The sequence below is a fragment of the Micromonospora halophytica genome, from assembly GCF_900090245.1.
Lineage (GTDB): Bacteria > Actinomycetota > Actinomycetes > Mycobacteriales > Micromonosporaceae > Micromonospora > Micromonospora halophytica.
In genome coordinates this window covers 107,007-127,365 of record NZ_FMDN01000008.1, presented here as the reverse complement: position 1 = coordinate 127,365, position 20,359 = coordinate 107,007, and the positions used below count along the sequence as shown (strand labels likewise).

The 20,359-nt window shown below is 72.3% G+C and carries 17 protein-coding genes; 10 read left to right on the top strand and 7 right to left on the bottom strand.

Annotation, left to right across the window (positions count from 1 at the left end; all coding sequences use genetic code 11):
* The first annotated feature begins 13 nt into the window (after positions 1–13).
* The 7 genes from GA0070560_RS14010 to GA0070560_RS13980 all read left to right on the top strand — a co-directional run bounded on the left by GA0070560_RS14010 (position 14) and on the right by GA0070560_RS13980 (position 6,212).
* Positions 14–472 carry a type II toxin-antitoxin system RatA family toxin gene (locus tag GA0070560_RS14010; RefSeq protein WP_139131490.1) on the top strand — a complete coding sequence of 153 codons (459 nt, stop codon included), beginning with the start codon at positions 14–16 and terminating at the stop codon, positions 470–472.
* Positions 469–1,752, top strand: a complete 1,284-nt coding sequence (locus GA0070560_RS14005; RefSeq protein ID WP_211565836.1) for a class-III pyridoxal-phosphate-dependent aminotransferase — start codon at positions 469–471, stop codon at positions 1,750–1,752. Before GA0070560_RS14010 ends, GA0070560_RS14005 begins: the two co-directional genes overlap by 4 nt.
* On the top strand, positions 1,749–3,002 hold the full coding sequence (locus GA0070560_RS14000; RefSeq protein WP_211565833.1) for an acyl-CoA dehydrogenase family protein: 1,254 nt from the start codon (positions 1,749–1,751) through the stop codon (positions 3,000–3,002). The genes GA0070560_RS14005 and GA0070560_RS14000 overlap by 4 nt, the downstream gene beginning before the upstream one ends.
* Complete coding sequence (locus tag GA0070560_RS13995; protein ID WP_091296161.1) at positions 2,989–3,240, top strand: acyl carrier protein; 252 nt, start codon at positions 2,989–2,991, stop codon at positions 3,238–3,240. Before GA0070560_RS14000 ends, GA0070560_RS13995 begins: the two co-directional genes overlap by 14 nt.
* The gene (locus GA0070560_RS13990; RefSeq protein ID WP_170839391.1) at positions 3,237–4,487 is read left to right on the top strand and encodes a beta-ketoacyl-[acyl-carrier-protein] synthase family protein; all 1,251 of its coding nucleotides are present in this window, start codon (positions 3,237–3,239) and stop codon (positions 4,485–4,487) included. Before GA0070560_RS13995 ends, GA0070560_RS13990 begins: the two co-directional genes overlap by 4 nt.
* Position 4,488: 1 nt before the next feature.
* A complete protein-coding gene (locus tag GA0070560_RS13985; RefSeq protein ID WP_091296158.1) occupies positions 4,489–5,505 on the top strand; it encodes an SDR family oxidoreductase in 1,017 nt (338 codons plus the stop codon).
* 101 nt (positions 5,506–5,606) lie between these two features.
* Positions 5,607–6,212, top strand: coding sequence for a YdeI/OmpD-associated family protein (locus GA0070560_RS13980; protein ID WP_091296155.1), 606 nt, complete (start codon positions 5,607–5,609; stop codon positions 6,210–6,212).
* 31 nt (positions 6,213–6,243) lie between these two features.
* On the opposite strand, the gene GA0070560_RS13975 is transcribed toward GA0070560_RS13980, so the two are convergent.
* Positions 6,244–7,713, bottom strand: coding sequence for a hypothetical protein (locus GA0070560_RS13975; protein ID WP_139131489.1), 1,470 nt, complete (start codon positions 7,711–7,713; stop codon positions 6,244–6,246).
* Between the two features lie 262 nt (positions 7,714–7,975).
* Between GA0070560_RS13975 and GA0070560_RS13970 the strand changes: the two genes are divergently transcribed.
* Positions 7,976–8,536: a dihydrofolate reductase family protein gene (locus tag GA0070560_RS13970; RefSeq protein ID WP_091296149.1), complete on the top strand. Its 561-nt coding sequence runs from the start codon at positions 7,976–7,978 to the stop codon at positions 8,534–8,536.
* Positions 8,537–8,913: 377 nt separating this feature from the next.
* On the opposite strand, the gene GA0070560_RS13965 is transcribed toward GA0070560_RS13970, so the two are convergent.
* A complete protein-coding gene (locus GA0070560_RS13965; RefSeq protein ID WP_091296146.1) occupies positions 8,914–9,510 on the bottom strand; it encodes a TetR/AcrR family transcriptional regulator in 597 nt (198 codons plus the stop codon).
* Positions 9,511–9,634: 124 nt separating this feature from the next.
* Here GA0070560_RS13965 and GA0070560_RS13960 point away from each other — a divergent pair, with 124 nt between their 5' ends.
* Positions 9,635–10,456 carry an SDR family NAD(P)-dependent oxidoreductase gene (locus GA0070560_RS13960; protein ID WP_091296142.1) on the top strand — a complete coding sequence of 274 codons (822 nt, stop codon included), beginning with the start codon at positions 9,635–9,637 and terminating at the stop codon, positions 10,454–10,456.
* Positions 10,457–10,544: 88 nt separating this feature from the next.
* On the opposite strand, the gene GA0070560_RS13955 is transcribed toward GA0070560_RS13960, so the two are convergent.
* From GA0070560_RS13955 to GA0070560_RS13935, 5 genes are all read right to left on the bottom strand, one after another.
* Entirely contained in the window at positions 10,545–11,792 is a 1,248-nt protein-coding gene (locus GA0070560_RS13955; RefSeq protein ID WP_091296139.1) for an MFS transporter, read from the bottom strand.
* Between the two features lie 245 nt (positions 11,793–12,037).
* The gene (gene narI / locus GA0070560_RS13950) at positions 12,038–12,799 is read right to left on the bottom strand and encodes a respiratory nitrate reductase subunit gamma (protein ID WP_091296136.1); all 762 of its coding nucleotides are present in this window, start codon (positions 12,797–12,799) and stop codon (positions 12,038–12,040) included.
* Complete coding sequence (gene narJ, locus GA0070560_RS13945; RefSeq protein WP_091296134.1) at positions 12,796–13,416, bottom strand: nitrate reductase molybdenum cofactor assembly chaperone; 621 nt, start codon at positions 13,414–13,416, stop codon at positions 12,796–12,798. Before narJ ends, narI begins: the two co-directional genes overlap by 4 nt.
* Entirely contained in the window at positions 13,413–15,110 is a 1,698-nt protein-coding gene (gene narH, locus GA0070560_RS13940; RefSeq protein WP_091296130.1) for a nitrate reductase subunit beta, read from the bottom strand. The genes narJ and narH overlap by 4 nt, the downstream gene beginning before the upstream one ends.
* A complete protein-coding gene (locus GA0070560_RS13935; protein WP_091296127.1) occupies positions 15,110–18,775 on the bottom strand; it encodes a nitrate reductase subunit alpha in 3,666 nt (1,221 codons plus the stop codon). The genes narH and GA0070560_RS13935 overlap by 1 nt, the downstream gene beginning before the upstream one ends.
* A 306-nt stretch (positions 18,776–19,081) precedes the next feature.
* On the opposite strand from GA0070560_RS13935, the gene GA0070560_RS13930 reads away from it, so the two are divergent.
* Positions 19,082–20,314 carry a TIGR04053 family radical SAM/SPASM domain-containing protein gene (locus GA0070560_RS13930; RefSeq protein ID WP_091296123.1) on the top strand — a complete coding sequence of 411 codons (1,233 nt, stop codon included), beginning with the start codon at positions 19,082–19,084 and terminating at the stop codon, positions 20,312–20,314.
* The last annotated feature ends 45 nt before the right edge of the window (positions 20,315–20,359 follow it).

Genomic DNA, 20,359 nt, shown 5'->3' with positions numbered 1-20,359 from the left:
CGACGGAGGAAACATGCCGACAGTGACGACGAGCCACACCAGTGACGCGGATCCCGGCGACGTGTGGAGCGCCCTGCTCGACAGCGAGTCGTACTCGAGCTATATGGCCGAGGTCCGCGAGATCAGCATCATCGAGTGGACTGGCGACCGACGGGTGAGCCGGTGGTCGGTACTGCTCAAGGGCTCCGAACTGGAGTGGGAGGAGGAGGAGTTCATCGACCATGATCGTCGCCGCATCGAGTTCCGCCAGCTCGACGGTGACCTCGCCTACTTCACCGGACACTGGCAGGTCAGCACCGACGCGCGGGGCACCACCGCGGAGCTTCACGTGGAGTTCGACATCGGCATCCCGATGATGAGCGAGATGCTCAATCCGGTGGCGGCCCGGGCGTTGGAGGACAACTCGCGGGCCATCCTGGAGCACCTCGGGGATCGGGCCCGCACCAGCGCCTCCGCTGAGGGCCCGTCGTGAGCGACCCGCGTGCCGGCGGCGCACCGGCGCAGCAGCTCGCCCGGGAGACCTTCCGCCGGCTGCGGGCGCACATGTCGCCCGCCATGGCGCTGGCCGGACGATTCGCCGGCCGGGGCGCGGTGGAGGTGGCCGCCGAGGGGTGTGTGGTCCGGCTCTCCGACGGTCGACGGGCGCTGGACTTCGGGTCGTACGCGGTCACCCTCCTCGGCCACCGCAACCCGGCGGTGGTGGCGGCGGTGGCCGAGCAGTTGACGACCATGCCGGTCTCCACCCGGGCGTTGGGGAACCCGGTCGCCGCGGTTGCGGCCGAGGAGGTGGTGCGGTACCTGGGCGGGGTACTGCCCCGGGTCTACTTCGGCACCAACGGCGCGGACGCGGTGGAGGTCGCCGTCAAACTCGCCCGGCTGGCCACCGGCCGGCGGACGGTGCTGGCGGTGCGCGGCGCGTACCACGGCAAGACCATGGGGGCGCTGGCGCTCACCTGGCATCCGAGGTTCCGGACCGGGCTGGAGGCACTGCTCGGCGGTGCCGCGCACGCCGACCCGGCCGACCTCGATGCGGTACGCCGGATCGCTGCCGCCGGTGACCTCGCTGCCGTGATCTTCGAACCGGTGCAGGGCGAGAACGGGGTGCTGCCGCTCGACCCCGCCGTCCTGGTCCGGTGGACGGCGGACGCACACGCGGCCGGAGCCATGGTGATCTCGGACGAGATCCAGGTCGGCCTACGCAGGGGCGGGGTCCCGTCGATCGCCCTGGACCTCGGCCTGCCGGTGGACGCGGTGCTGCTCGGCAAGCCGCTCGGCGGCGGAGTGGTGCCGGTTTCGGCGGCCGTCTGCGCCGAACGCCTCTACCGGCCGCTGATAGAGGACGCCTTCCGGCACAGCGCGACCTTCGGTGCGCAGCCGCTCGGCATGGCGGCGGTCCCGGCGGCGCTGCGCGCGATCGAGGCGCACGCCGATGACGGGATCCGGATCTCCGCGACCCTGGCCGGTGGCTTGGCCGAGTTGCGCGCCCGCCACCCCGACGTGGTGAGTGAGGTGCGTGGCCGGGGGCTGATCTGGGGCGTGGACTTCGCCAGCGCGGAACACGCGGGGGAGGTCTCGTTCGGGTTGATCGAGCGGGGCCTGCTGGTCTCGCACTGTCTGAGTCGCCCCGAGACCCTGCGGCTGCTGCCCCCTATCGTCACCACCGACGCCGAGGTGACGCAGGCGCTCGACGCCCTCGACGGCGCGGTCCGTCACGCCCGCGACGCCGTGCGTACCGCTCGGGTGGGATCGTGAGCGGACTTTTCGACCACGGTGACGACGGGTGGCCGGACGTCTCCGCCGACCTGCCCGCCGACGCGCTCGCCGAGGTTGCCGCCGGGGCGGAGGAGGCGGACCGGACGGGCCGGCCCGCGCTCCGGTCGCTGAACCTGCTCCGGTCACTGAACTGGCCGGGCCTGGCGGTTCCGGAGAAGTTCCTCGGCGGCGGCGCCGACTTGCTGCGCTGCTGTGCCCTGCAACGTGCCCTCGGGGCGGCCGACCCCGCACTGGCGGTCGCCGTGAACATGCACCTGTTCTCGGTCGGTCTGATGGTGGAGCACTGGCGCCGCCGGGGCGACACCTCGTGGCTGTTGATGGAGGCGATCGCCACCCAGAACCGCTTCCTCGCATCGGCCTTCGCCGAGCCGAACCTCGGCGGCTCCACCACCCGTTCGACGATGCGCGCCGAGTCCGTGGCGGGTGGATGGCGAGTCTCCGGCCGCAAGCGCCCGTGCTCGCTGGCAGGCGAGGCGGATCTGATCTGCCTTCAGGTGCAGACGGCGACCACGCCCTCCCAGGTGCTGGTGGCGCTCCTGCCCAGCACAGCGCCGGGCCTGTCGGTGGTGCGGGACTGGGATGCCCTGGGGATGCGTGGCTCGGCCTCCGACACCCTGGTTCTCGATGAGTGCTTCATCCCCAAGGAACTGGTCTTCTACCAGGCCCCCGCCGGCTCCGAGGAGGACGACGTCTTCGCCGCCGGGGTGATCTGGTTCGCGTTGACCGCCACCTCCTGTTACCTCGGGCTGGCCCGCAGCGCCGTGCGTCATGCCGGCGGACTGCTGCACAGGCTGCGGATCGCCCACCTCGGGCAGAGCCGGGCACAACTCCCGAGCTATCAGGCGACTCTGGGGGATCCGGTGGCGGACCTGTTGAGTCTGGAGGCGGCCTGCGCCGACGTGGCCCGTCGGATGGATTCCGGTGCGGCCCCGGAACGGCTGGTGGCCACTGCGCTCGCCGTCAAGCAGCAGGCGGTCCGGGTCGTCCCGGCTCTGGTGGAGACGCTCGCCGAGGCGTGCGGCGGTGCGTCGTACGCCCGGTCGCTGCCGCTGGAACGGCTCTGGCGGGACGCGCAGGCCATCCGTTTCCACCCGCCGACGCCGGCCGCCACCCGCCAGTACCTGGCCCGCAGGGCGCTCGGCCTTCCCGGCTTCCTGGATCTTGATGAGGCGGCGCCTGGTCTGTTGACGCGGGACGACGAGAAAGGCAAGGACCATGCAGCGAGCTGAGCTGGCGGAGGTCGTCCGCGAACGCGTCGCGGGTGTGCTGGGTGTGCCGGTCGAGGAGATCGACGAGAGCACCGACCTGCGGCAGACGTACGGCGTGGACAGCCTGGAGCTGATGGAGATCGGTGCCCGGCTGGAGAACTCCCTGAACACCCGGTTGGCCGCCGAGGACCTACTCGGGATGGAGAACATCGGGAACGCCATCGACCTGCTCCACGAACGTCTCCGGGAGCGGCCGTGACCGGGCGGATCCGGGTCGCGGTCACCGGCGTCGGGGTCAGGACCCCGGCCGGCAACGACGTCAAGGAGCTGATCGACCGGCTGGCCGAGGGGCGGTCCACCGCCGCCACCGTACCCGCATTCGTCGCGCACGACCTGGCCGTGACCTTCGCCTGCCGGGTTCCCGAGTTCGACCACACCCCGTACGTCACGCTCCGCGAGCTGCGCCAGCTCGACCGTACGACGTACCTGGCGGTGGCCGCCGCGACGGACGCGGTCGCCGCGGCCGGGCTGAAACCGTTGCCCGACCCCGAGCAGGTCGGGGTCAGCGTCGGTGTCGGCGCGGGTGGCCTGGTCGCCGCCGAGGAGCTGGTGGGCGAATACGGCGACAGGCCGACCAGGGTTCCCGCGTACACGGTGCCCCGGATGATGGCGAACGCGGCGGCGGCCCGGGTGGCGATCCGGATCGGGGCGCGCGGCCCCGCCCTCACCTACGTGTTGGCGTGCGCCAGCGGCGCGGCGGCGATCGGCGAGGCGATGCAGAAGATCCGCTGCGGTGAACTCGCCGTGGTGGTCGCCGGCGGAAGCGAGGCCCCGATCTCGCCGGTGGCCGTCTCCTCGTTTGCCAGGATGCGGGCGATGTCCGAACGTAACGACGCCCCGGAGGCGGCCTCCCGTCCGTTCGACGCCGCCCGGGACGGGTTCGTGATGGGGGAGGGCGCGGCTTTCCTGGTACTGGAGAACTGGACGCACGCCCGGTCCCGGGGTGCGGAGATCCTGGGCGAGTTGCTGGGGTACGGCGCGAACTCCGATGCCCACCACATCGTGGCCCCCCGGCCGGACGGGGCGGTCGCGGCGAACTGCATGCGCCGGGCGCTGACCGACGCCGGCCTCACCCCGCCACAGGTGGGCCACGTCAACGCGCACGGGACGTCCACCCCGCACAACGACCTCGCCGAGGCACTGGCGATCGTGGACTGCTTCGGCTCCGACGGCCCGCCGGTCACCGCGTCGAAGGGGGTGCTGGGGCACTCGCTGGGGGCGGCCGGCGCGGTGGAGGCGGTGGTGACGCTCCTGTCGGCCGTGTCCGGGGCGGTGCCGCCGGTGGCCAACTTCGTCCGCGGGGACGAGACCACCGAGCTGATCGACGTCGTCTCAGGCGGGCCACGGTTGATCACACCGAAGCCGGCGCTGTCCAACTCGTTCGCCTTCGGCGGGCATAACGTGTCGCTGGTCTTCGCGCCGGCCGCCGACGGGGAGGGACGCTGACATGCGGGTGCTGATCACCGGGTCGACCGGTGTGGTGGGCCAGGAGGTAGCCCGGGAGCTCGAGGCGCGGGGCGTGGAGCTGACCCGGGTGACCCGCCGCCCGGGCGGGCCGGGTGACGTGGCCTGGACCCTGGGGACCGAGCCGCCGCCGGCTGCGGCGCGGGGGCCCTGGGACGTCGTGGTGCACACCGCCGCGTCGACCCGCTGGAGCATGAGCCGCGCGGAGGCGGTCGCGGCGAACGTACGACCTCTGGAGGCCGTACTCGACCTGGTCGGCGAGCGGACCCACCTGGTGCACGTCTCCACCGCGTACGCCGACGGGGCGGAGCCGGACGAGCACCCCGTACCCTCCGAATTCGGCCGCTACCGTAACGGGTACGAGTGGTCCAAGGCGGAGTGCGAGACGTTGGTCCGTCACGGTCATCGCGGACCACTGACCTTGGTGCGTCCCCCACTGATCATCGGGTCCCGCGCAGACGGGGCGATCGGCAAGTTCACCGGCCCGTACACCCTGATGCAGACGCTGGTGTCGGGGCTGGCCGCCGCAGTCGTCGGTGACCCGGACGGCTACGCCGAGCTGGCCCCGGTGGATCAGGTCGCCGAGGTGATCGTCGCGGCGGCGCTCGGCGCGCCCCCTACCGAACAGCGGACGGAGGTGATCGCCGGGGGGACGGAGTGCCTGCGCCTCGCGGACCTGCTCGGTATCGTCTGCACGACGGTCAACCAGTGGCGCGCGGAGCGGGGAATCTCTCCGATCGAGGCACCGCCGTTCATCGCCACCCGGCGGTGGCACCGCTTCTTCCTTCCCCTGGCCGAGCAGCACCTGTCCCCGGTCCAGTTGCAGGTGGTGCAGCTCCTCGGGATGTTCGAGAGCTACACCAGCCTCGGCAAGCCGTTCGAACCGACCCGGCAGGTCGAGGACCCGGGCGTGGTGCTGGCCCGCTCCGTCCGCTGGTGGGCCGACCGTAAACCCCGGCTGGCCGCGCGCATCCCGGAGCCGTGGAAGCTGATCGGCTGAGAGCCCGGGGCGTCGGGCCCCGGAACGACGCAGGGCAGGTGGTGAGTGGCTCAGGGGATGGAGCGTCGGTTTCCGTCACCACCCAGCGATAGCCTGCCGACATGGCGAGTGCCGAACTGGATGAGTTGATCGTCGCGGACGCCGAGGCGCTGCGCGCGTGGTTGTCGGCCCACCACGCCACGTCGCCCGGCGTCTGGCTCGCCCTGAGCAGAAAGGGCGGCACGGTCACCACGCTGACCTGGCAGCAGGCGGTCGACGAGGGGCTGTGCTTCGGCTGGATCGACGGGCAGGCCCGTAAACGGGATCAGGAGACCTCCTGGATCCGGTTCACCCCACGCCGGCCCCGCAGTTCCTGGTCACAACGCAACGTCGCCCACGTGGCCCGGCTGGAGGCGCAGGGGCGGATGATGCCCTCCGGCCGGGCCGCGGTGGAAGCCGCGAAGGCGGACGGACGGTGGGCGGCCGCCTACGCCCCACCCTCGGAAGCGGAGGTCCCGGCCGACCTCCTCGCCGCCGTCGCCGCCGCCCCCGCCGCCCAGGCCATGTTCGACGTGCTCACCAAGACCAACCGGTTCGCCCTCATCCACCGCCTCAACGCCGTCAAACGGGCGCAGACCCGCGAGCGGAAGATCAGCGAGTTCGTCGCCATGCTGGCCCGCCACGAGACGATCTATCCGCAGAAGGCCACGCCTCCGCACTCGCCGTGATGGCGCCGTGTGTCGTCGGTCCGGTGGGGGATCAGGGCAGTCCCGGCCAGACGGCGAGGTAGCCGCCGCCCGCGTCGGACTGCACGGCCCGGGTGCGGTGGAACGGACCTTTGTCGACCTTCGCCACGGCGGCGGCCACCCCGGATGAGGCGGCCACGCCGCGGACCGCGCCGGAGCCGCCGTCGGTGAAGACCACCCAGGAGGTACGCCGTCTCAGGTCCGCGGAGAGCACCAGCACCCACGCGTCACCACCGGCGTACGGGGCGAGGCGGCGGCCGCCGAGGGTGATCCGGGACCGTTCGGCGATCTGGTACGCCGACACCCCGCCCGCGTAGACCCGACCCGACTCGTCGGCGGTGATCGCGTACGGCTTGATGGTGTTGCCCTTGTCGCCCTTGCTGTCGATCCGGCTGATCACCACCTGCCCGGCGAGGTGGCGTCCGCTGGCCGGGTCGAGGCGGGCGAGGTAGGTGTAGTGCGCGTTGGACGTGTTGGACGCCTGGGTGAACTTGTCGATCACGACGTTCGGCGCGGGCCGGGTCGCATCGGCGGCGGAGCGGGCGAAGATGCTGTTGCCGCCGGCGGTTTCCCCGGCCAGGTAGAGCTTGCCGTCGCGGCCCATCGCCACCCGGTCGGCCCGGCTGTCCGCGCACAGGTCACCGAGCCGGTCGGCCGGATGGTCGTACGCGCGCCAGCGCATCTTGCCGCGCCGGTCGTACGCGTGCACGTAGGCGATCTGCACCGGCACGCACGGGCCGGACTGCACCTGCCGGAACCCGCTGACGAAGACCAGGCCGCTGCGGTCGTCGACAGCGACGTCGCTGACCGTGCGCCCCTGCGGCAGGATGGTGGCCAGCGTCGCGCCCTTCAGGTCGTACACGGTGACGGTCGTGCCGGAGAGCGCGGCGACCGTGCCGGCGGCTCCGACCGCGACGCGGCTCGCGCTCTTGCCGCGCTGCCAGCGGGCGGTGCCGGCCCGCGCGTCGAGCAGCCATACTCCCCGGTCGGTGGCGACCGCGATCTCGCCGCCGTCGCGGCGGACCTCGAGGTCTTCCACGGCGCCGGCGAGCCGGGTGATGCCGAGCACCCGACGTCCCGCGCCGTCGAGGCGCACCACGGCGCCCGCCCCACCCCGGCCGAGGGTGGTCGTGGTGCCGCCGGTCAGGCCGGTGATCCGTCCACCGACGACCAGCTCGCAGGAGTTCGAGACGTCCACTGCGGTGGCGATGTCGTCGCCGTCGCGGCCGAGGTACGACGCGGCGGTCGGGTCCAGCGAGCTGGCGGACCTCGGTGCCGGCCGGGGATCGGGGCAGTCGGCCGGTGAGGCCTTCGGTGACGCGACGGTGGGCGCGGCGCTCGCGCCGGCCGGCGTGAGCGGGGCCGCACCCGGCCCGGCCCAGCGGGGAGTGTCGGCGGCCGGCTCCACCTGACAGGCGGTCGTCAGCAGGATCAGCACCATGGCCGTCGACAGCAGCCGGCGGCGATGCGCAGTCGTGTGCACGGGGCTGGATCGTACGCCGCCCACCTGTCCGTTCCCGCATCCCCGGCGCCTGCCGGTGGTGCCTGTTCGTGGGCGGCGCCGTCGGGGACACTGGCGGCGATGAGATCGTTGTGGGCGGGACGGGAACGCGAGGTGCGCTTCGTCCGGGAGCCGACGGGCGACGGGACCGGCCGGTCGGCCGATCGATGAGTTTCGGGTCGTGCGGAGGTCAAAGCCTGCAGGACCGCTGGCGGTCTGACGCACTCGTACCCGGAGGGGACGCATGGCAAAGCTCATCTACTCGATGATCACCTCGCTCGACGGCTACGCCGAGGCGGCGGAGGGCGACCTGGGCACCGGGGCCGCCGAGGATCCGGAGGTGCACACCTTCATCAACGATCTCTTCCGCCCCGTCGGCACGTACCTCTACGGCCGACGGATGTACGAGACGATGGTCTTCTGGGAGACCGCGCACACCGAGCCCGACCTGCCGCCGTACATCCTGCAGTACGCCCGCGACTGGCAGGCCGCGGAGAAGGTCGTGTACTCCACGACGCTGGAGTCGGTGTCCAGCGCGAAGACCAGGATCGAGCGGACCTTCGACCCGGACGCGGTGCGCAGGCTCAAGGCCGAGTCCGATCACGACCTCACCGTCGACGGCCCGAACCTCGCGGCCCAGGCGATCGTGGCCGGCCTGGTGGACGAGTACCACCTGTTCATCACCACGAGCGTGGTCGGCGGCGGCAAGCGGTTCTTCCCCGACGGCGTACGCCTCGATCTGCAACTGGTCGAGCAGCGGGCCTTCGACAGCGGACTGATCTACGCGCACTACCGGACCCGCTGAGCCACACCGGTCGGTGACGCTGCCCGGGCGCCCCGCCGCACGCTGCGGGTGGTCGGGCCGGAGCCGGTGCCTGGCCGTCGTCGACGCCGAGTACCCGCCCGGCACCGGGTGGGACCGGCCCCGGGTCGGCGGGCGGTCCCGGGACGGCATCCGGGTCGCCCGCCCCGGACACGAAACCTCGACCACCGGCCTGACCCGGCGATGCCGGTCTGCTGAGGCCGCGCGCCGAGGTTGGTGAACGGTCCACCGCTGCGGACGCAGGGGTGCCGGCGGAGATGGCCGCCGGGCTGCCCGCCCGGTCGCGGTGACGGGAGGGACGATCCGGGCGCGATCCATCGACCGTCACCCGGCCGGGCGGCGGCGGCTCGCGGCCGGGATCAGGGGCGCAGCGCCCGCAGCGCGTGGCCGACCAGGGCGTCGGCGTACTCGGCGGTGAGAGGGCCCGAGCGCAGCAGCCACCGCTGGTAGAGGGGGGCGTAGAGCAGTTCGAGCGCGAGGTCCAGATCCGCGTCGGCGGCGATCTGCCCGGCCCGCTGCGCGCTGCGCAGCCGCTCCTTCTTGGCCTCGTCGACCGGCCCCGCCAACTTCTCCCGGTACTGGGCGGCCAGTTCGGGATCGCCGGCGATCTCCAGGTTGAGCGCCCTGATCGGCGCCTCGAACGCGGGGTCGGCGAACTCGGCGACGGTCGCCCGCAGCACCGCCTTGAGGTCGGTCTCGATGTCGCCCGTGTCGGGCAGCGCCATCCCGTCCGCGCCCTCGCTCAGCGCCAGGAACGAGTCGAAGACCACCGCCCCCTTGGAGCGCCACCACCGGTAGATCGTCTGCTTGCCGACCCCCGCCCGGGCCGCGATCGCCTCGATGGACAGCTTGGCGTAGCCCACCTCGGAGACCAGTTCCCGGGTGGCCTGGAGGATCGCCTGGCGGGAGCGCTCGCTGCGCCGGGCGGGATCGGGGGTCTTCACCTCGGGGGACATGCGGCGAGCATAGCGGATCAACGAGACGGTACGTCTCGTCTTGACAAGCCGTCCCCTGATGCTGGCAGACTGTGGCATACCACGAGACGAACCGTATCGTCTCGCTTGATCGGGGGAGGGTGCGATGACGACCGGACGCGTGTGGTTCATCACCGGGGCGTCGCGTGGACTGGGCCGAGCGTTCACCGCGGCGGCGCTGGCCGCGGGGGACCGGGTCGCGGCCGTGGCACGCCACGTCGAGCCGCTGCGGGAGCTGGCCGCGCGGTATCCGGACCGGCTGCTGTGCCTGCCGCTGGACGTGTCCGACTCCGCCGCCGTCACCCGGACGGTGGACCGGGCGGCGGCCACCCTCGGCCGGCTGGACGTCGTGGTCAACAACGCCGGTGGCCTGCTGCTCGGCATGCTGGAGGAGGCCACCGAGGAGCAGATCAGGGCACACTTCGACGTCAACTTCTTCGGCGCGGTCTGGGTGACCCGGGCGGTCGTGCCCCACCTGCGGGCGCAGGGCGGCGGACGGATCCTCCAGGTCACCTCGATGGGCAGCGGGGCAGGAGTCGCCTCGGTCGGCGTGTACGTCGCCGGAAAGGCCGCGCTCGACGCGCTCAGCCAGTCGGTGGCCATGGAGCTGGCGCCCTTCGGCATCAAGGTGACCATCGTGCAGCCCGGCGGGTACGACACCGGGCTGTACACCCTGGGCACCACGATGACCGAGCCGGACCCGGCGTACGCGCCGCTGCGGGCGAGGCTGGCCGAGATGTGGGGCGACGACGCCGGGCCCGATCCCCGCACCGCCGCGCCGGTCCTCATGGAACTGGTGGACCTGCCCGACCCGCCGCTGCGCCTGATCGTCGGCGACCGCTCCTACGACATCGTGCAGCAGATGGAGGCCGCCCGGGTCGAGGAGTACCGCGCCTGGGAGCACCTCAGCCGCAAGGCCCCCGGCTGACCGGAGGCACCGGGACGGCGAACGGCCCGGCGGAGGACTCCGCCGGGCCGCGTGACCGGCACCGCCCCGGCCCGGGGCGCCGGTCCGGTCAGGCCGCGCGCCGGGCGAGGCCGCCCATCTTCACCGCGGTGAACACCGCGGCGGCCAGCGCCACGTCGGAGAGCAGCATCAGGCCGATGGCGTACGAGCCCTGCGACCCGTACACCCAGCCCATGATCAGCGGCGGGACGAATCCGCCGAGGCCGCCGGCGGCGCCGACCAGGCCGGTGACCGCACCCACCTGGTCGGCGGGGGCGACCTTGCCGACGAGGGCGAACACCGCGCCGCTGGCCGCGCCGAGCAGCAGCGCCATGCCGAGCAGCGCGACGGTCGCCACCGGCATGAGGGTGGGCTCGAAGGCCTGGACCACCGCGAAGCCGGCCACCCCGGCGAAGCACCACACCAGCACCGGCACCGGGTGGAACCGGTCGGAGAGCCAGCCGCCCACCGGGCGGGCGAGTACGGCGAGGACCACGAACCCGGCGGTACGCATCGCGGCGTCGTTGGCGCTGAGCTCGTAGGTGGTGCGCAGGTAGGCGGGCAGGTACACGCTGAACGCCACGAACCCGCCGAAGCCCACCGCGTACAGGAAGCACAGCTGCCAGGTGACGGTCAGCCGGCCGACCTTGCTGAGCCGCTGCCAGGCCGACCCGGCCGGCCGGACCCGCCCCGGCGCATCGCGCAGCAGCAGGAACGACAGGACCGCGTATACGGCGAGGATCGCGGCGACGAGCAGGAACGGCGCCCGCTCGCCGTAGGTGTCGGCGAGCCGGACGGTGGTGAAGTTGGCGATCGCCGTGCCGCCCATGCCGATGCCGAACACGCCGATGGCGAAGCCGCGCCGCGCGGGTGGGTACCAGCCGGAGACCAGCGGCACGCCGACGGCGAAGGCGGTGCCGCCGATGCCGAGGAAGAACCCGGCGACGATCAGCGCGGCGTACGAGGAGACCGCGGTCAGGGTCAGCACCGGCACGATCGTGGCGATAGTGACCAGGGGGAACACCACGCGTGCTCCGTACCGGTCGGTCAGCGCGCCGACCGGGATGCGTCCCAGCGAACCGACCACCACCGGTACGGCCACCAGCAGGGACTGCGCGGCGAAGCTGAGGTCGAGGCGCTCCTTGATGCCGGGGCCGAGCGGGCCGAGCAGGGCCCATGCCCAGAAGTTCACCAGGAAGCCGAGCGTCGCCAGGACCAGCTGGAGCGTGGCGCCCGACCGCTCGGGCGTCGAGGTTCCGGGGCTGCCGCCCGGTGTGGGGGTGGTGTCCCCGGCCTGTCTGTCGCGGCCGTTGGCCATCGCTGCCCTCCGTTGGTTCGTCGTGCCTGGGCCGGATCGGCCCTATGGGGAGTTGCGGATTCCGCTTTACCGCTACGAGCCTCGCCCCGTTGATCAGCTCCGGTCAGGGCCGGAAGTCCCGCGTCGGCGGGCACCTCGACGTGTCACCTGCCACCGGCCGTGACGACGGTCACCGCAGGTGGGCGGGTCAACCCGAGCACCGTGCCCCCGTCGTGGGGCACGGTGCTCGCGTCGCCGTGCGGTGGTCACCGTCGGGAGCGGGTCCGATCCCCGCGCGAGGAGGGCAGTCGCGGCGGGCCCTCCCAGCCGGGCCGGGTCCGTCCGAGCCCGGGCTGGTCGCCCCGGCTGCGGTAGACCACGTAGGGGCGGGTGAGGTAGCCGACCGGTGCGCTGAAGGCGTGCACGAGCCGGGTGAACGGCCAGAAGGCGAAGAGCGCGAAGGCCGCCACGACGTGGATCTGGAAGCCCACCGGGACGTCCGCCATGAGCTGCGGATCCGGACTGAAGTAGAACAGCGACCGGAACCACGGGGAGATCGTCTCCCGGTAGTCGTAGCCGGGCCCGGTCACGTTGGCGCGGACGGTGGACCAGAGACCGAGCACGATCACTGCGGCGAGCACCAGGTACATGGCCTTGTCGTTGCGGGTGGTGGCAGCGAAGACCGGCCCGGTCAGCCGCCGCCGGGCGATGAGCAGGCCCATTCCGATCAGGGTGCAGAAGCCGGCCACGGTGCCGATGAAGACGGCCATCAGGTGGTACGTGTGCTCGGTGATCCCGACCGCCTCGGTCCACGCCTTCGGGATCAGCAGACCGCCGACGTGACCGATCAGGACCATCAGCACCCCGAAGTGGAACAGCGGGCTGCCCCAGCGCAGGATGGTGCTCTCGTAGAGCTGCGAGGACCGGGTGGTCCAGCCGAACTTGTCGTACCGGTAGCGCCAGACGAGTCCTCCGACGAGGATCACCAACGACAGGTAGGGGTAGATCACCCACAGCAGCGTGTTCATCGGCGGCCTCCCGTGGTGTCGACGAGTCCGAAGGGTTCCAGGCCGACCTGCTCGACCGGGGGGCCGGTGCGGGCCAGGCGGGCGGCGGCGGCCAGGTCGGCCGGCCGCGCGGCGGGCAGCATCTCGCGCACGGCCGCGACGGCCTGCCGGTACGGCGACCGCTCCCGACCCAGCGCCTCGACCAGCAGGTCCAAACCGACCCGGTTGTCGCGCAGCAGCCGCCACCCGCCGTCGGCGACGGCGGCCAGGTCGAGCACCGCGGGCAGGAAGTCGGGCAGCTCGCCGTCGACGACCTCCAGGCCCGCCTCCTTGTACGAGGCCGAGAAGCCGACCAGCGCCTCCCCCCGCCGTCGGGTGTCGCCGCAGGTGTAGTAGGTCAGGTGCAGGCAGCAACGGCGCCGGAAGTCGAACAACTGCACGTAGGCGGCCCGCAGGTCGACCGGCGCGGTCGTCTCCCGGTGGGTGACCACATCGCGCAGCGGCGCGGCCACCTCGGCCGGCAGGCCGTCGAGCGCGGCCCGCACGGTCGGCAGCGCCGCGAGGACCTCCTCGTCGGGGTAGCGCAGCAGCAGGGACGCGGCACGGGCGGCCACCGCCCGCCAGGTCGGCTGGTTCACGGCTTGCTCCCGTCGGTGTGTTCGGGCTCCGTGCGCCGGGGCGGGAAGAGACCCTTCGGGGTGCTCTTGCCGTCCCAGTTGAGCAGGTTGACCCGACGTGGCTCGTCACCCGGGTCGGTGAAGGCGTCGGTGGTCTGCCGGTTGCGCTGCATGTGGAAGGTCTCCACCTGCACCGGAACCGGGGTGCCGGACGACTCCCCGAAGGGCCCCTGGCCGTACGGGCCACCGCCGCCCATGCCGGGCCCGCCCTCGTAGTCGAGGCTGCACTCGGTGGCGATCTTCTCCAACCGGTGGGCGTCTTCCGCGTGCGCGGCGGGGATGACGTAACGCTGCTCGTACTTGGCGATGGCGAGCAGCCGGTACATCTCGTCCATCTGCGCGCCGGTCATGCCGACCGCGGCGGCGATCGACTCGTCGGCGGCCTCACCGAGGTTGATCCGGCGCTGGTAGGAGCGCATCGCGGCGAGCCGGTTCAGCACCCCGCGCACCGGCGCCGGGTCGCCGGCGGTGAACAGCTCGGCCAGGTAGTCCACCGGGATGCGTAGCGCGTCGATGGCGCCGAAGAGGTTACCGGCCTCCTCCGCGTCGTGACCGGTCTCGCGCAGCACGTCGGCCACCGGTGACAGCGGCGGGATGTACCAGACCATCGGCATGGTCCGGTACTCCGGATGCAGGGGCAGCGCCACCTCGTACTTCATGATCAGATCCCAGACCGGGGAGCGCTGGGCCGCCTCGATCCAGTCGTCGGGGATGCCGGCCTCGCGGGCGGCGGCGACCACCGCGGGGTCGTGCGGGTCGAGGAAGACCGAGCGCTGCGCGTCGTACAGGTCGTGCTCGTCGCGCACCGCGGCGGCCTCGGCGACCCGGTCGGCGTCGTAGAGCATCAGCCCGAGGTAGCGCAGCCGCCCGACGCAGGTCTCGGAGCAGATGGTGGGCTGGCCGATCTCGATGCGCGGGAAGCAGAAGGTGCACTTCTCGGCCTTGCCGGTGCGGTGGTTGAAGTACACCTTCTTGTACGGGCAGCCGGTGACGCACATCCGCCAGCCCCGGCACCGGTCCTGGTCGACCAGCACGATGCCGTCCTCGGCCCGCTTGTAGATCGCCCCGGACGGGCAGGCGGCCGCGCAGGACGGGTTGAGGCAGTGCTCGCAGATCCGCGGCAGGAAGAACATGAACGTCTTCTCGAACTCCTGCTTGACCTGGTCGGAGACCTTCGCCAGCACCGGATCACCGGCGGCGATCTCGTTGCCGCCGGCCAGCGAGTCGTCCCAGTTGGCACTCCAGGTGACCTTCATGTCCTCGCCGGTGAGCAGGGACTTCGGTCGGGCCACCGGAATGTCGTCACCGGCCGGCGCGTTGATCAGGTGCTCGTAGTCGTAGGTCCACGGCTCGTAGTAGTCCTGCATCGACGGCAGCTTCGGGTTGGCGAAGATGCTGAACATCTTCTTCAACCGTCCGCCGGAGCGCGGCTTGAGCCGGCCGGAGCGGGTCCGCGTCCAGCCGCCCTGCCAGCGTTCCTGGTTCTCGTACGTGCGCGGGTAGCCCTGCCCGGGGCGGGTCTCCACGTTGTTGAACCAGACGTACTCGACGCCGGACCGGTTGGTCCACGCCTGCTTGCAGGTCACCGAGCAGGTGTGGCAGCCGATGCACTTGTCGAGGTTCATCACCATGGACATCTGTGCCATGACCCGCATCAGTACTGCACCTCCTGGGAGCGGCGGCGGATCACGGTGACCTCGTCGCGCTGGTTGCCGGTGGGGCCGAGGTAGTTGAAGGCGAACGACAGCTGCGCGTACCCGCCGATCAGGTGGGTGGGCTTGACCAGCAGCCGGGTCAACGAGTTGTGGATACCGCCGCGCCGGCCGTTGACCTCGGCCTTCGGCACGTCGATCACCCGTTCCTGGGCGTGGTACATGTAGACGGTGCCCTCGGGCATCTTGTGGGTGACCACGGCCCGGCAGACCACGACGCCGTTGCGGTTGACCGCCTCGATCCAGTCGTTGTCCCGTACGCCGATCTTCGCCGCGTCCGCCTCGCTCATCCACATCGTCGGGCCGCCCCGGGACAACGTCAGCATCAGCAGGTTGTCCTGGTACTCGGAGTGGATCGACCACTTCGAGTGCGGGGTGAGGTACCGGACGGTGATCTCCAGTTCCCCGTTGCGGCCCAGCCGCGGCTCGCCGAAGAGCTTGTGCATGTCCAACGGCGGCCGGAAGATCGGCAGCGCCTCGCCGGCCTCGTGCATCCAGTCATGGTCGAGGAAGAAGTGCTGCCGCCCGGTCAGCGTGTGCCAGGGCTTGAGCCGCTCGGTGTTGATGGTGAACGGCGAGTAGCGCCGCCCGCCGTGCTCGCTGCCCGACCACTCCGGGCTGGTGATCACCGGCACCGGACGTGCCTGGGTGTCGGCGAAGGTGATCTGCTTGCCCTCGTGCTCGGCGGCCAGGTCTGCCAGGCGTACCCCGGTGCGCTTCTCCACGTCGTGGAAGCCGGCGGTGGCGACCCGGCCGTTGGTGGTCCCGGACAGCGCGAGGATCGCCTCGCAGGCGTGCACGTCCTTCGCCAGCGACGGCCGGCCGTCGGCGGCCCCGCCGCGCACCTCGCCGTTCTTGCGGCGCAGGTACTCCACCTCCGGCCGGACGTCCACGGAGACGCCCTTGCCGCTGGTGCCGAGGCTGTCCATCAGCGGGCCGAGCGCGGCCAGCTTGTCGGCGACCGCCCCGTAGTCCCGCTCGACCACGACCAGCTTCGGCATGGTGCGCCCCGGCACCGGTGTCTCCCCGGTGGCCGCCCAGTCGACGACCCGGCCGTGCGGGGTCGCCATCGCGTCGGGCGTGTCGTGCAGCAGCGGCGCCGCCACGAGGTCCTTGCGGACGCCGAGGTGGGTCGCCGCCAGCGCGGAGAACGCCCGGGCGATGCCGTGGAACGCCTGGAAGTCGGTCCGCGTCTGCCAGGGCGGGTCGATCGCCGGGGTGAACGCGTGCACGAACGGGTGCATGTCGGTGCTGCTCAGGTCGTGCTTCTCGTACCAGGTGGCGGCCGGCAGCACGATGTCGGAGAAGAGCGTCGTGGAGGTCATCCGGAAGTCGAGGCTCAGCAGCAGGTCGAGCTTGCCCTCGGGGGCCTCGTCCCGCCAGGTCACGTCCTTTGGCCGCAGCTCCTCCGGCGCCTCGTCGGCGCGCAGGTTGGCGTCGGTGCCGAGCAGGTGCCGCAGGAAGTACTCGTTGCCCTTGGCCGACGAGCCGAGCAGGTTGGCCCGCCACACGGTGAGCACCCGCGGCCAGTTCTGCGGCGCGTCCGGGTCGGTGCAGGCGAACTTCACCCGCCCCTGACCGAGCTGCTCGGCGACCCAGCCACCCGGGTTGTCCGGGGACGCCGCGAGGGCCTCGTCGGCCAGGTCGAGCGGGCTGCGGTCGAAGGTCGGCATCGACGGCATCCAGCCCGACCGTGCCGACTGGGCCAGCAGGTCCATGGTGTGCTTGCCGGCGAAGGCGCCCGAGCCGGTGGGGGAGGAGACCACGTCGGCGGAGTAGGTGTCGTAGCGCCACTGGTCGGTGTGGACGTACCAGAAGGCGGTGCCGATCATCTGACGCGGCGGGCGGACCCAGTCCAGGCCGAAGGCGAGCTGCTGCCAGCCGGTCACCGGGCGGCACTTCTCCTGCCCGACGTAGTGCGCCCAGCCGCCGCCGTTGACCCCCTGGCAGCCGGTCAGGGTGACCAGCGCGAGGATCGCCCGGTAGGTGGCGTCGGAGTGGAACCAGTGGTTGGTGCCGGCGCCGAGCAGGATCATCGAACGGCCGCCGGAGCGCTCGGCGTTGTCGGCGAACTCCCGGGCCACCCGGGCCACCTGGGCCGCCGGCACGCCGGTGATCGGCTCCTGCCACGCCGGGGTGTACGGCACCTCGACGTCGTCGTACCCGGCCGGCCACTGTCCGGGCAGGCCCTCGCGCGCCACCCCGTACTGGGCCAGCAGCAGGTCGAACACGCTGGTGACGAGCTGACCGGCCACCGTGCGGGTGGGCACGCCCCGGCGCAGCACCTGCGGCGTGTCGGTGTCGAAGCGGGGCAGCTCCACCTGCACCGCGTCGCCCGCGCCGAGGCAGGTCAGCGCCGGCTCCAGGTCGCCCAGGTCGAGGTTCCACTGCCCGGCCTGCTCGCCCCACCGGTGCCCGAGGCTGCCGCGCGGCACGGCGGCGGCGTCGGTGGCCGAGTCCCACAGGACGGTCTTGAAGGCCGCCTCCTTGCCGGACTCGCCCAGGTCCTCGGCGGTGAGGAACTTGCCCGGCCGGTACGCCCCGTCCGCGCCCGGCTCCAGCGTCACCAGGAAGGGCAGGTCGGTGAACCGGCGGACGTAGTCGACGAAGTGCGGGGTGCGCCGCTCGACGAAGAACTCCCTGAGGATGACGTGCCCCATCGCCATGGCGAGGGCGCCGTCGGTGCCCGGCTGGGCGGGCATCCACTCGTCGGCGAACTTCACGTTGTCGGCGAAGTCGGGGCTGACCACCACGACCTTCTGGCCCCGGTAGCGGGCCTCGGCCATCCAGTGCGCGTCCGGGGTACGGGTCACCGGGACGTTGGAACCCCACATGACGAGGTAGGAGGCGTCCCACCAGTCCCCGGACTCGGGCACGTCGGTCTGGTCGCCGAAGACCTGCGGGGAGGCCACCGGCAGGTCGGCGTACCAGTCGTAGAACGACAGCATCGACCCGCCGAGCAGCGAGACGAACCGTGCGCCGACGGCGTGCGACACCATCGACATCGCCGGGATGGGGGAGAAGGCGGCGATCCGGTCCGGGCCGTGCTCGCCGATGGTGTGCACGTGCGCGGCGGCGATCATCTCCTGCGCCTCGTCCCAGGTGATCCGCACCAGGCCGCCCTTGCCGCGCGCCTTCTGGTAGCGGCGGCGCCGTTCGGGGTCGGCCTGGATGTCCGCCCACGCGGCCACCGGGTCCCCGAGCCGGGCCTTGGCCTCGCGGTACATGTCCACCAGCACGCCCCGGGCGTACGGGTAGCGCACCCGGGTGGGGGAGTAGGTGTACCAGGAGAAGGCGGCGCCCCGGGGACAGCCGCGCGGCTCGTACTCCGGCCGGTCCGGTCCCACGCTCGGGTAGTCGGTCTGCTGCTGCTCCCAGGTGATGATGCCGTCCTTGACGTACACCTTCCAGGAGCACGAGCCGGTGCAGTTCACGCCGTGCGTGGACCGCACCACCTTGTCGTACGACCAGCGGTCCCGGTAGAAGGTGTCGGCCTCCCGCCCGCCGATCTGGTGCAGCGTCCGGCCGTCGGCGGACACCTCGGCCCGGCGCACCAGGCCACCCACCTTGAGCAGCGCCCGCCCCGCACTCTCGGTCGCTCGCGACATACGCCTCATTCCCTCGATAGCTTTTGCCGTGATGCCCCACGTTCGTGGCAGTTGCGCCGCAGCGCAACCGGAGCGGGACGTCCCGGCCAGTCTGCCGGTGCACTACCTGCGCGAACCGGGCCGAAGGTCCTGAGATCAACAGTATTTTTGCTGTCCCCGCACCCGCGATCGGCGGGACCTCGGTCCCGCCGTGGTGGTGACCGTGGACCCTTGCCGGGGTGATTGTGACCCGTGAACGTCCGTCGTGTGACCAAGACAGCGTTGACGCACCAGGAGGGGGCGACCCAGCGGGCGCCCGGAAGATCGGTGCGGGTGCCCCGGCAGGACGTCGGTGAGCGCCCCTTCATCGTCATCTGGGAGGCGACCCAGGCCTGTCCGCTGGCCTGCCTGCACTGCCGGGCCTCCGCCCGCCCGGACCGGGACGCCGCCGAGCTGGACACCGACGAGGCGGTCGCGCTGATGGGGCAGGTCGCCGCCTTCGGCCGGCCCGCCCCCCTGTTCGTGATCACCGGCGGCGACCCGTTCCAGCGTCCGGACCTGGAGACCCTGGTCCGGCGTGGCACCGAGCTGGGTCTGGCGGTCTCGGTGTCCCCGTCGGGGACGCCCACCCTCACCCGGGCGGCACTCGCCGGGCTGCGTACGGCCGGCGCCCGGGCGGTGTCGCTGAGCCTGGACGCCGCCACCGCCGCCGGGCACGACGGCTTCCGGGGCGTGCCCGGGGTGCGGGACCTGACCCTGCGGGCCTGGCGCGACGCCACCGAACTGGGCCTGCGGGTCCAGATCAACACCACGGTGACCCGCGACAACGTCCTCGACCTGCCGGACATCGCGGCGCAGGTCCACGACCGGGGCGCCATGCTCTGGAGCGTCTTCTTCCTCGTGCCGACCGGCCGGGGACAGGCGCTGCGCGGCCTCGACGCGGCGCAGACCGAGGACGTCCTCAACGCCCTGTACGACCTCGGCGAGACGGTGCCGGTCAAGACCACCGAGGCGCACCACTTCCGCCGGGTCTGCCTGCAACGCGACGTGCTGGCCCGGCGCGGCGAGGACCCGGTGCGGGTGCTCGGGCTGGGCCCGCTCTACCGGCAGCTGCGCGGGCTGCTCGACGAGCGTGGGCTGACCGGCCGGGCCAGCCGCTCCCGCCGGCCACCGCTGCGGGTCAGCGCCGGCAACGGCTTCGTCTTCGTCTCGCACCGCGGCGACGTGCACCCCAGTGGGTTCCTCCCGGTGACCGCCGGCAACGTCCGGCAGCGTTCGCTGGTGGAGATCTACCGTGACTCCCCGCTGTTCACCGGGCTGCGCGACCCGGGCCGGCTCGGTGGGCGCTGCGGGGCCTGCGAGTTCCGGGCCGTCTGCGGCGGGTCGAGGGCCCGGGCGTACGCCACCACCGGCGACGTCTTCGCCGAGGAGCCCGGCTGCGGCTACCGGCCCGGCTCCTTCCCGTACCCGCAGGAGGTGGACTTCACGGCCGGCGCGGCCGTGGCGGCGGGTGGTGCCTCGGCCTCGGTGCCCGACCCGCAGAAACCACCCGGACGGTGACCTGAGACCCGCTCGGGTTCGGGACCTGGTGCTCTCCCGGCCGGC

Excerpts from the sequence above, each read along its gene's own strand:
- GA0070560_RS13965 (WP_091296146.1), bottom strand. The coding sequence starts at position 9,510 with ATGTCCCCCGAGGTGAAGACCCCCGATCCCGCCCGGCGCAGCGAGCGC.
- GA0070560_RS13960 (WP_091296142.1), top strand. The coding sequence starts at position 9,635 with ATGACGACCGGACGCGTGTGGTTCATCACCGGGGCGTCGCGTGGACTG.
- narI (WP_091296136.1), bottom strand. The coding sequence starts at position 12,799 with ATGAACACGCTGCTGTGGGTGATCTACCCCTACCTGTCGTTGGTGATC.
- GA0070560_RS14010 (WP_139131490.1), top strand. The coding sequence starts at position 14 with ATGCCGACAGTGACGACGAGCCACACCAGTGACGCGGATCCCGGCGAC.
- GA0070560_RS13955 (WP_091296139.1), bottom strand. The coding sequence starts at position 11,792 with ATGGCCAACGGCCGCGACAGACAGGCCGGGGACACCACCCCCACACCG.
- narH (WP_091296130.1), bottom strand. The coding sequence starts at position 15,110 with ATGCGGGTCATGGCACAGATGTCCATGGTGATGAACCTCGACAAGTGC.
- GA0070560_RS13970 (WP_091296149.1), top strand. The coding sequence starts at position 7,976 with ATGGCAAAGCTCATCTACTCGATGATCACCTCGCTCGACGGCTACGCC.
- GA0070560_RS13995 (WP_091296161.1), top strand. The coding sequence starts at position 2,989 with ATGCAGCGAGCTGAGCTGGCGGAGGTCGTCCGCGAACGCGTCGCGGGT.
- GA0070560_RS13980 (WP_091296155.1), top strand. The coding sequence starts at position 5,607 with ATGGCGAGTGCCGAACTGGATGAGTTGATCGTCGCGGACGCCGAGGCG.
- GA0070560_RS13985 (WP_091296158.1), top strand. The coding sequence starts at position 4,489 with ATGCGGGTGCTGATCACCGGGTCGACCGGTGTGGTGGGCCAGGAGGTA.
- GA0070560_RS13935 (WP_091296127.1), bottom strand. The coding sequence starts at position 18,775 with ATGTCGCGAGCGACCGAGAGTGCGGGGCGGGCGCTGCTCAAGGTGGGT.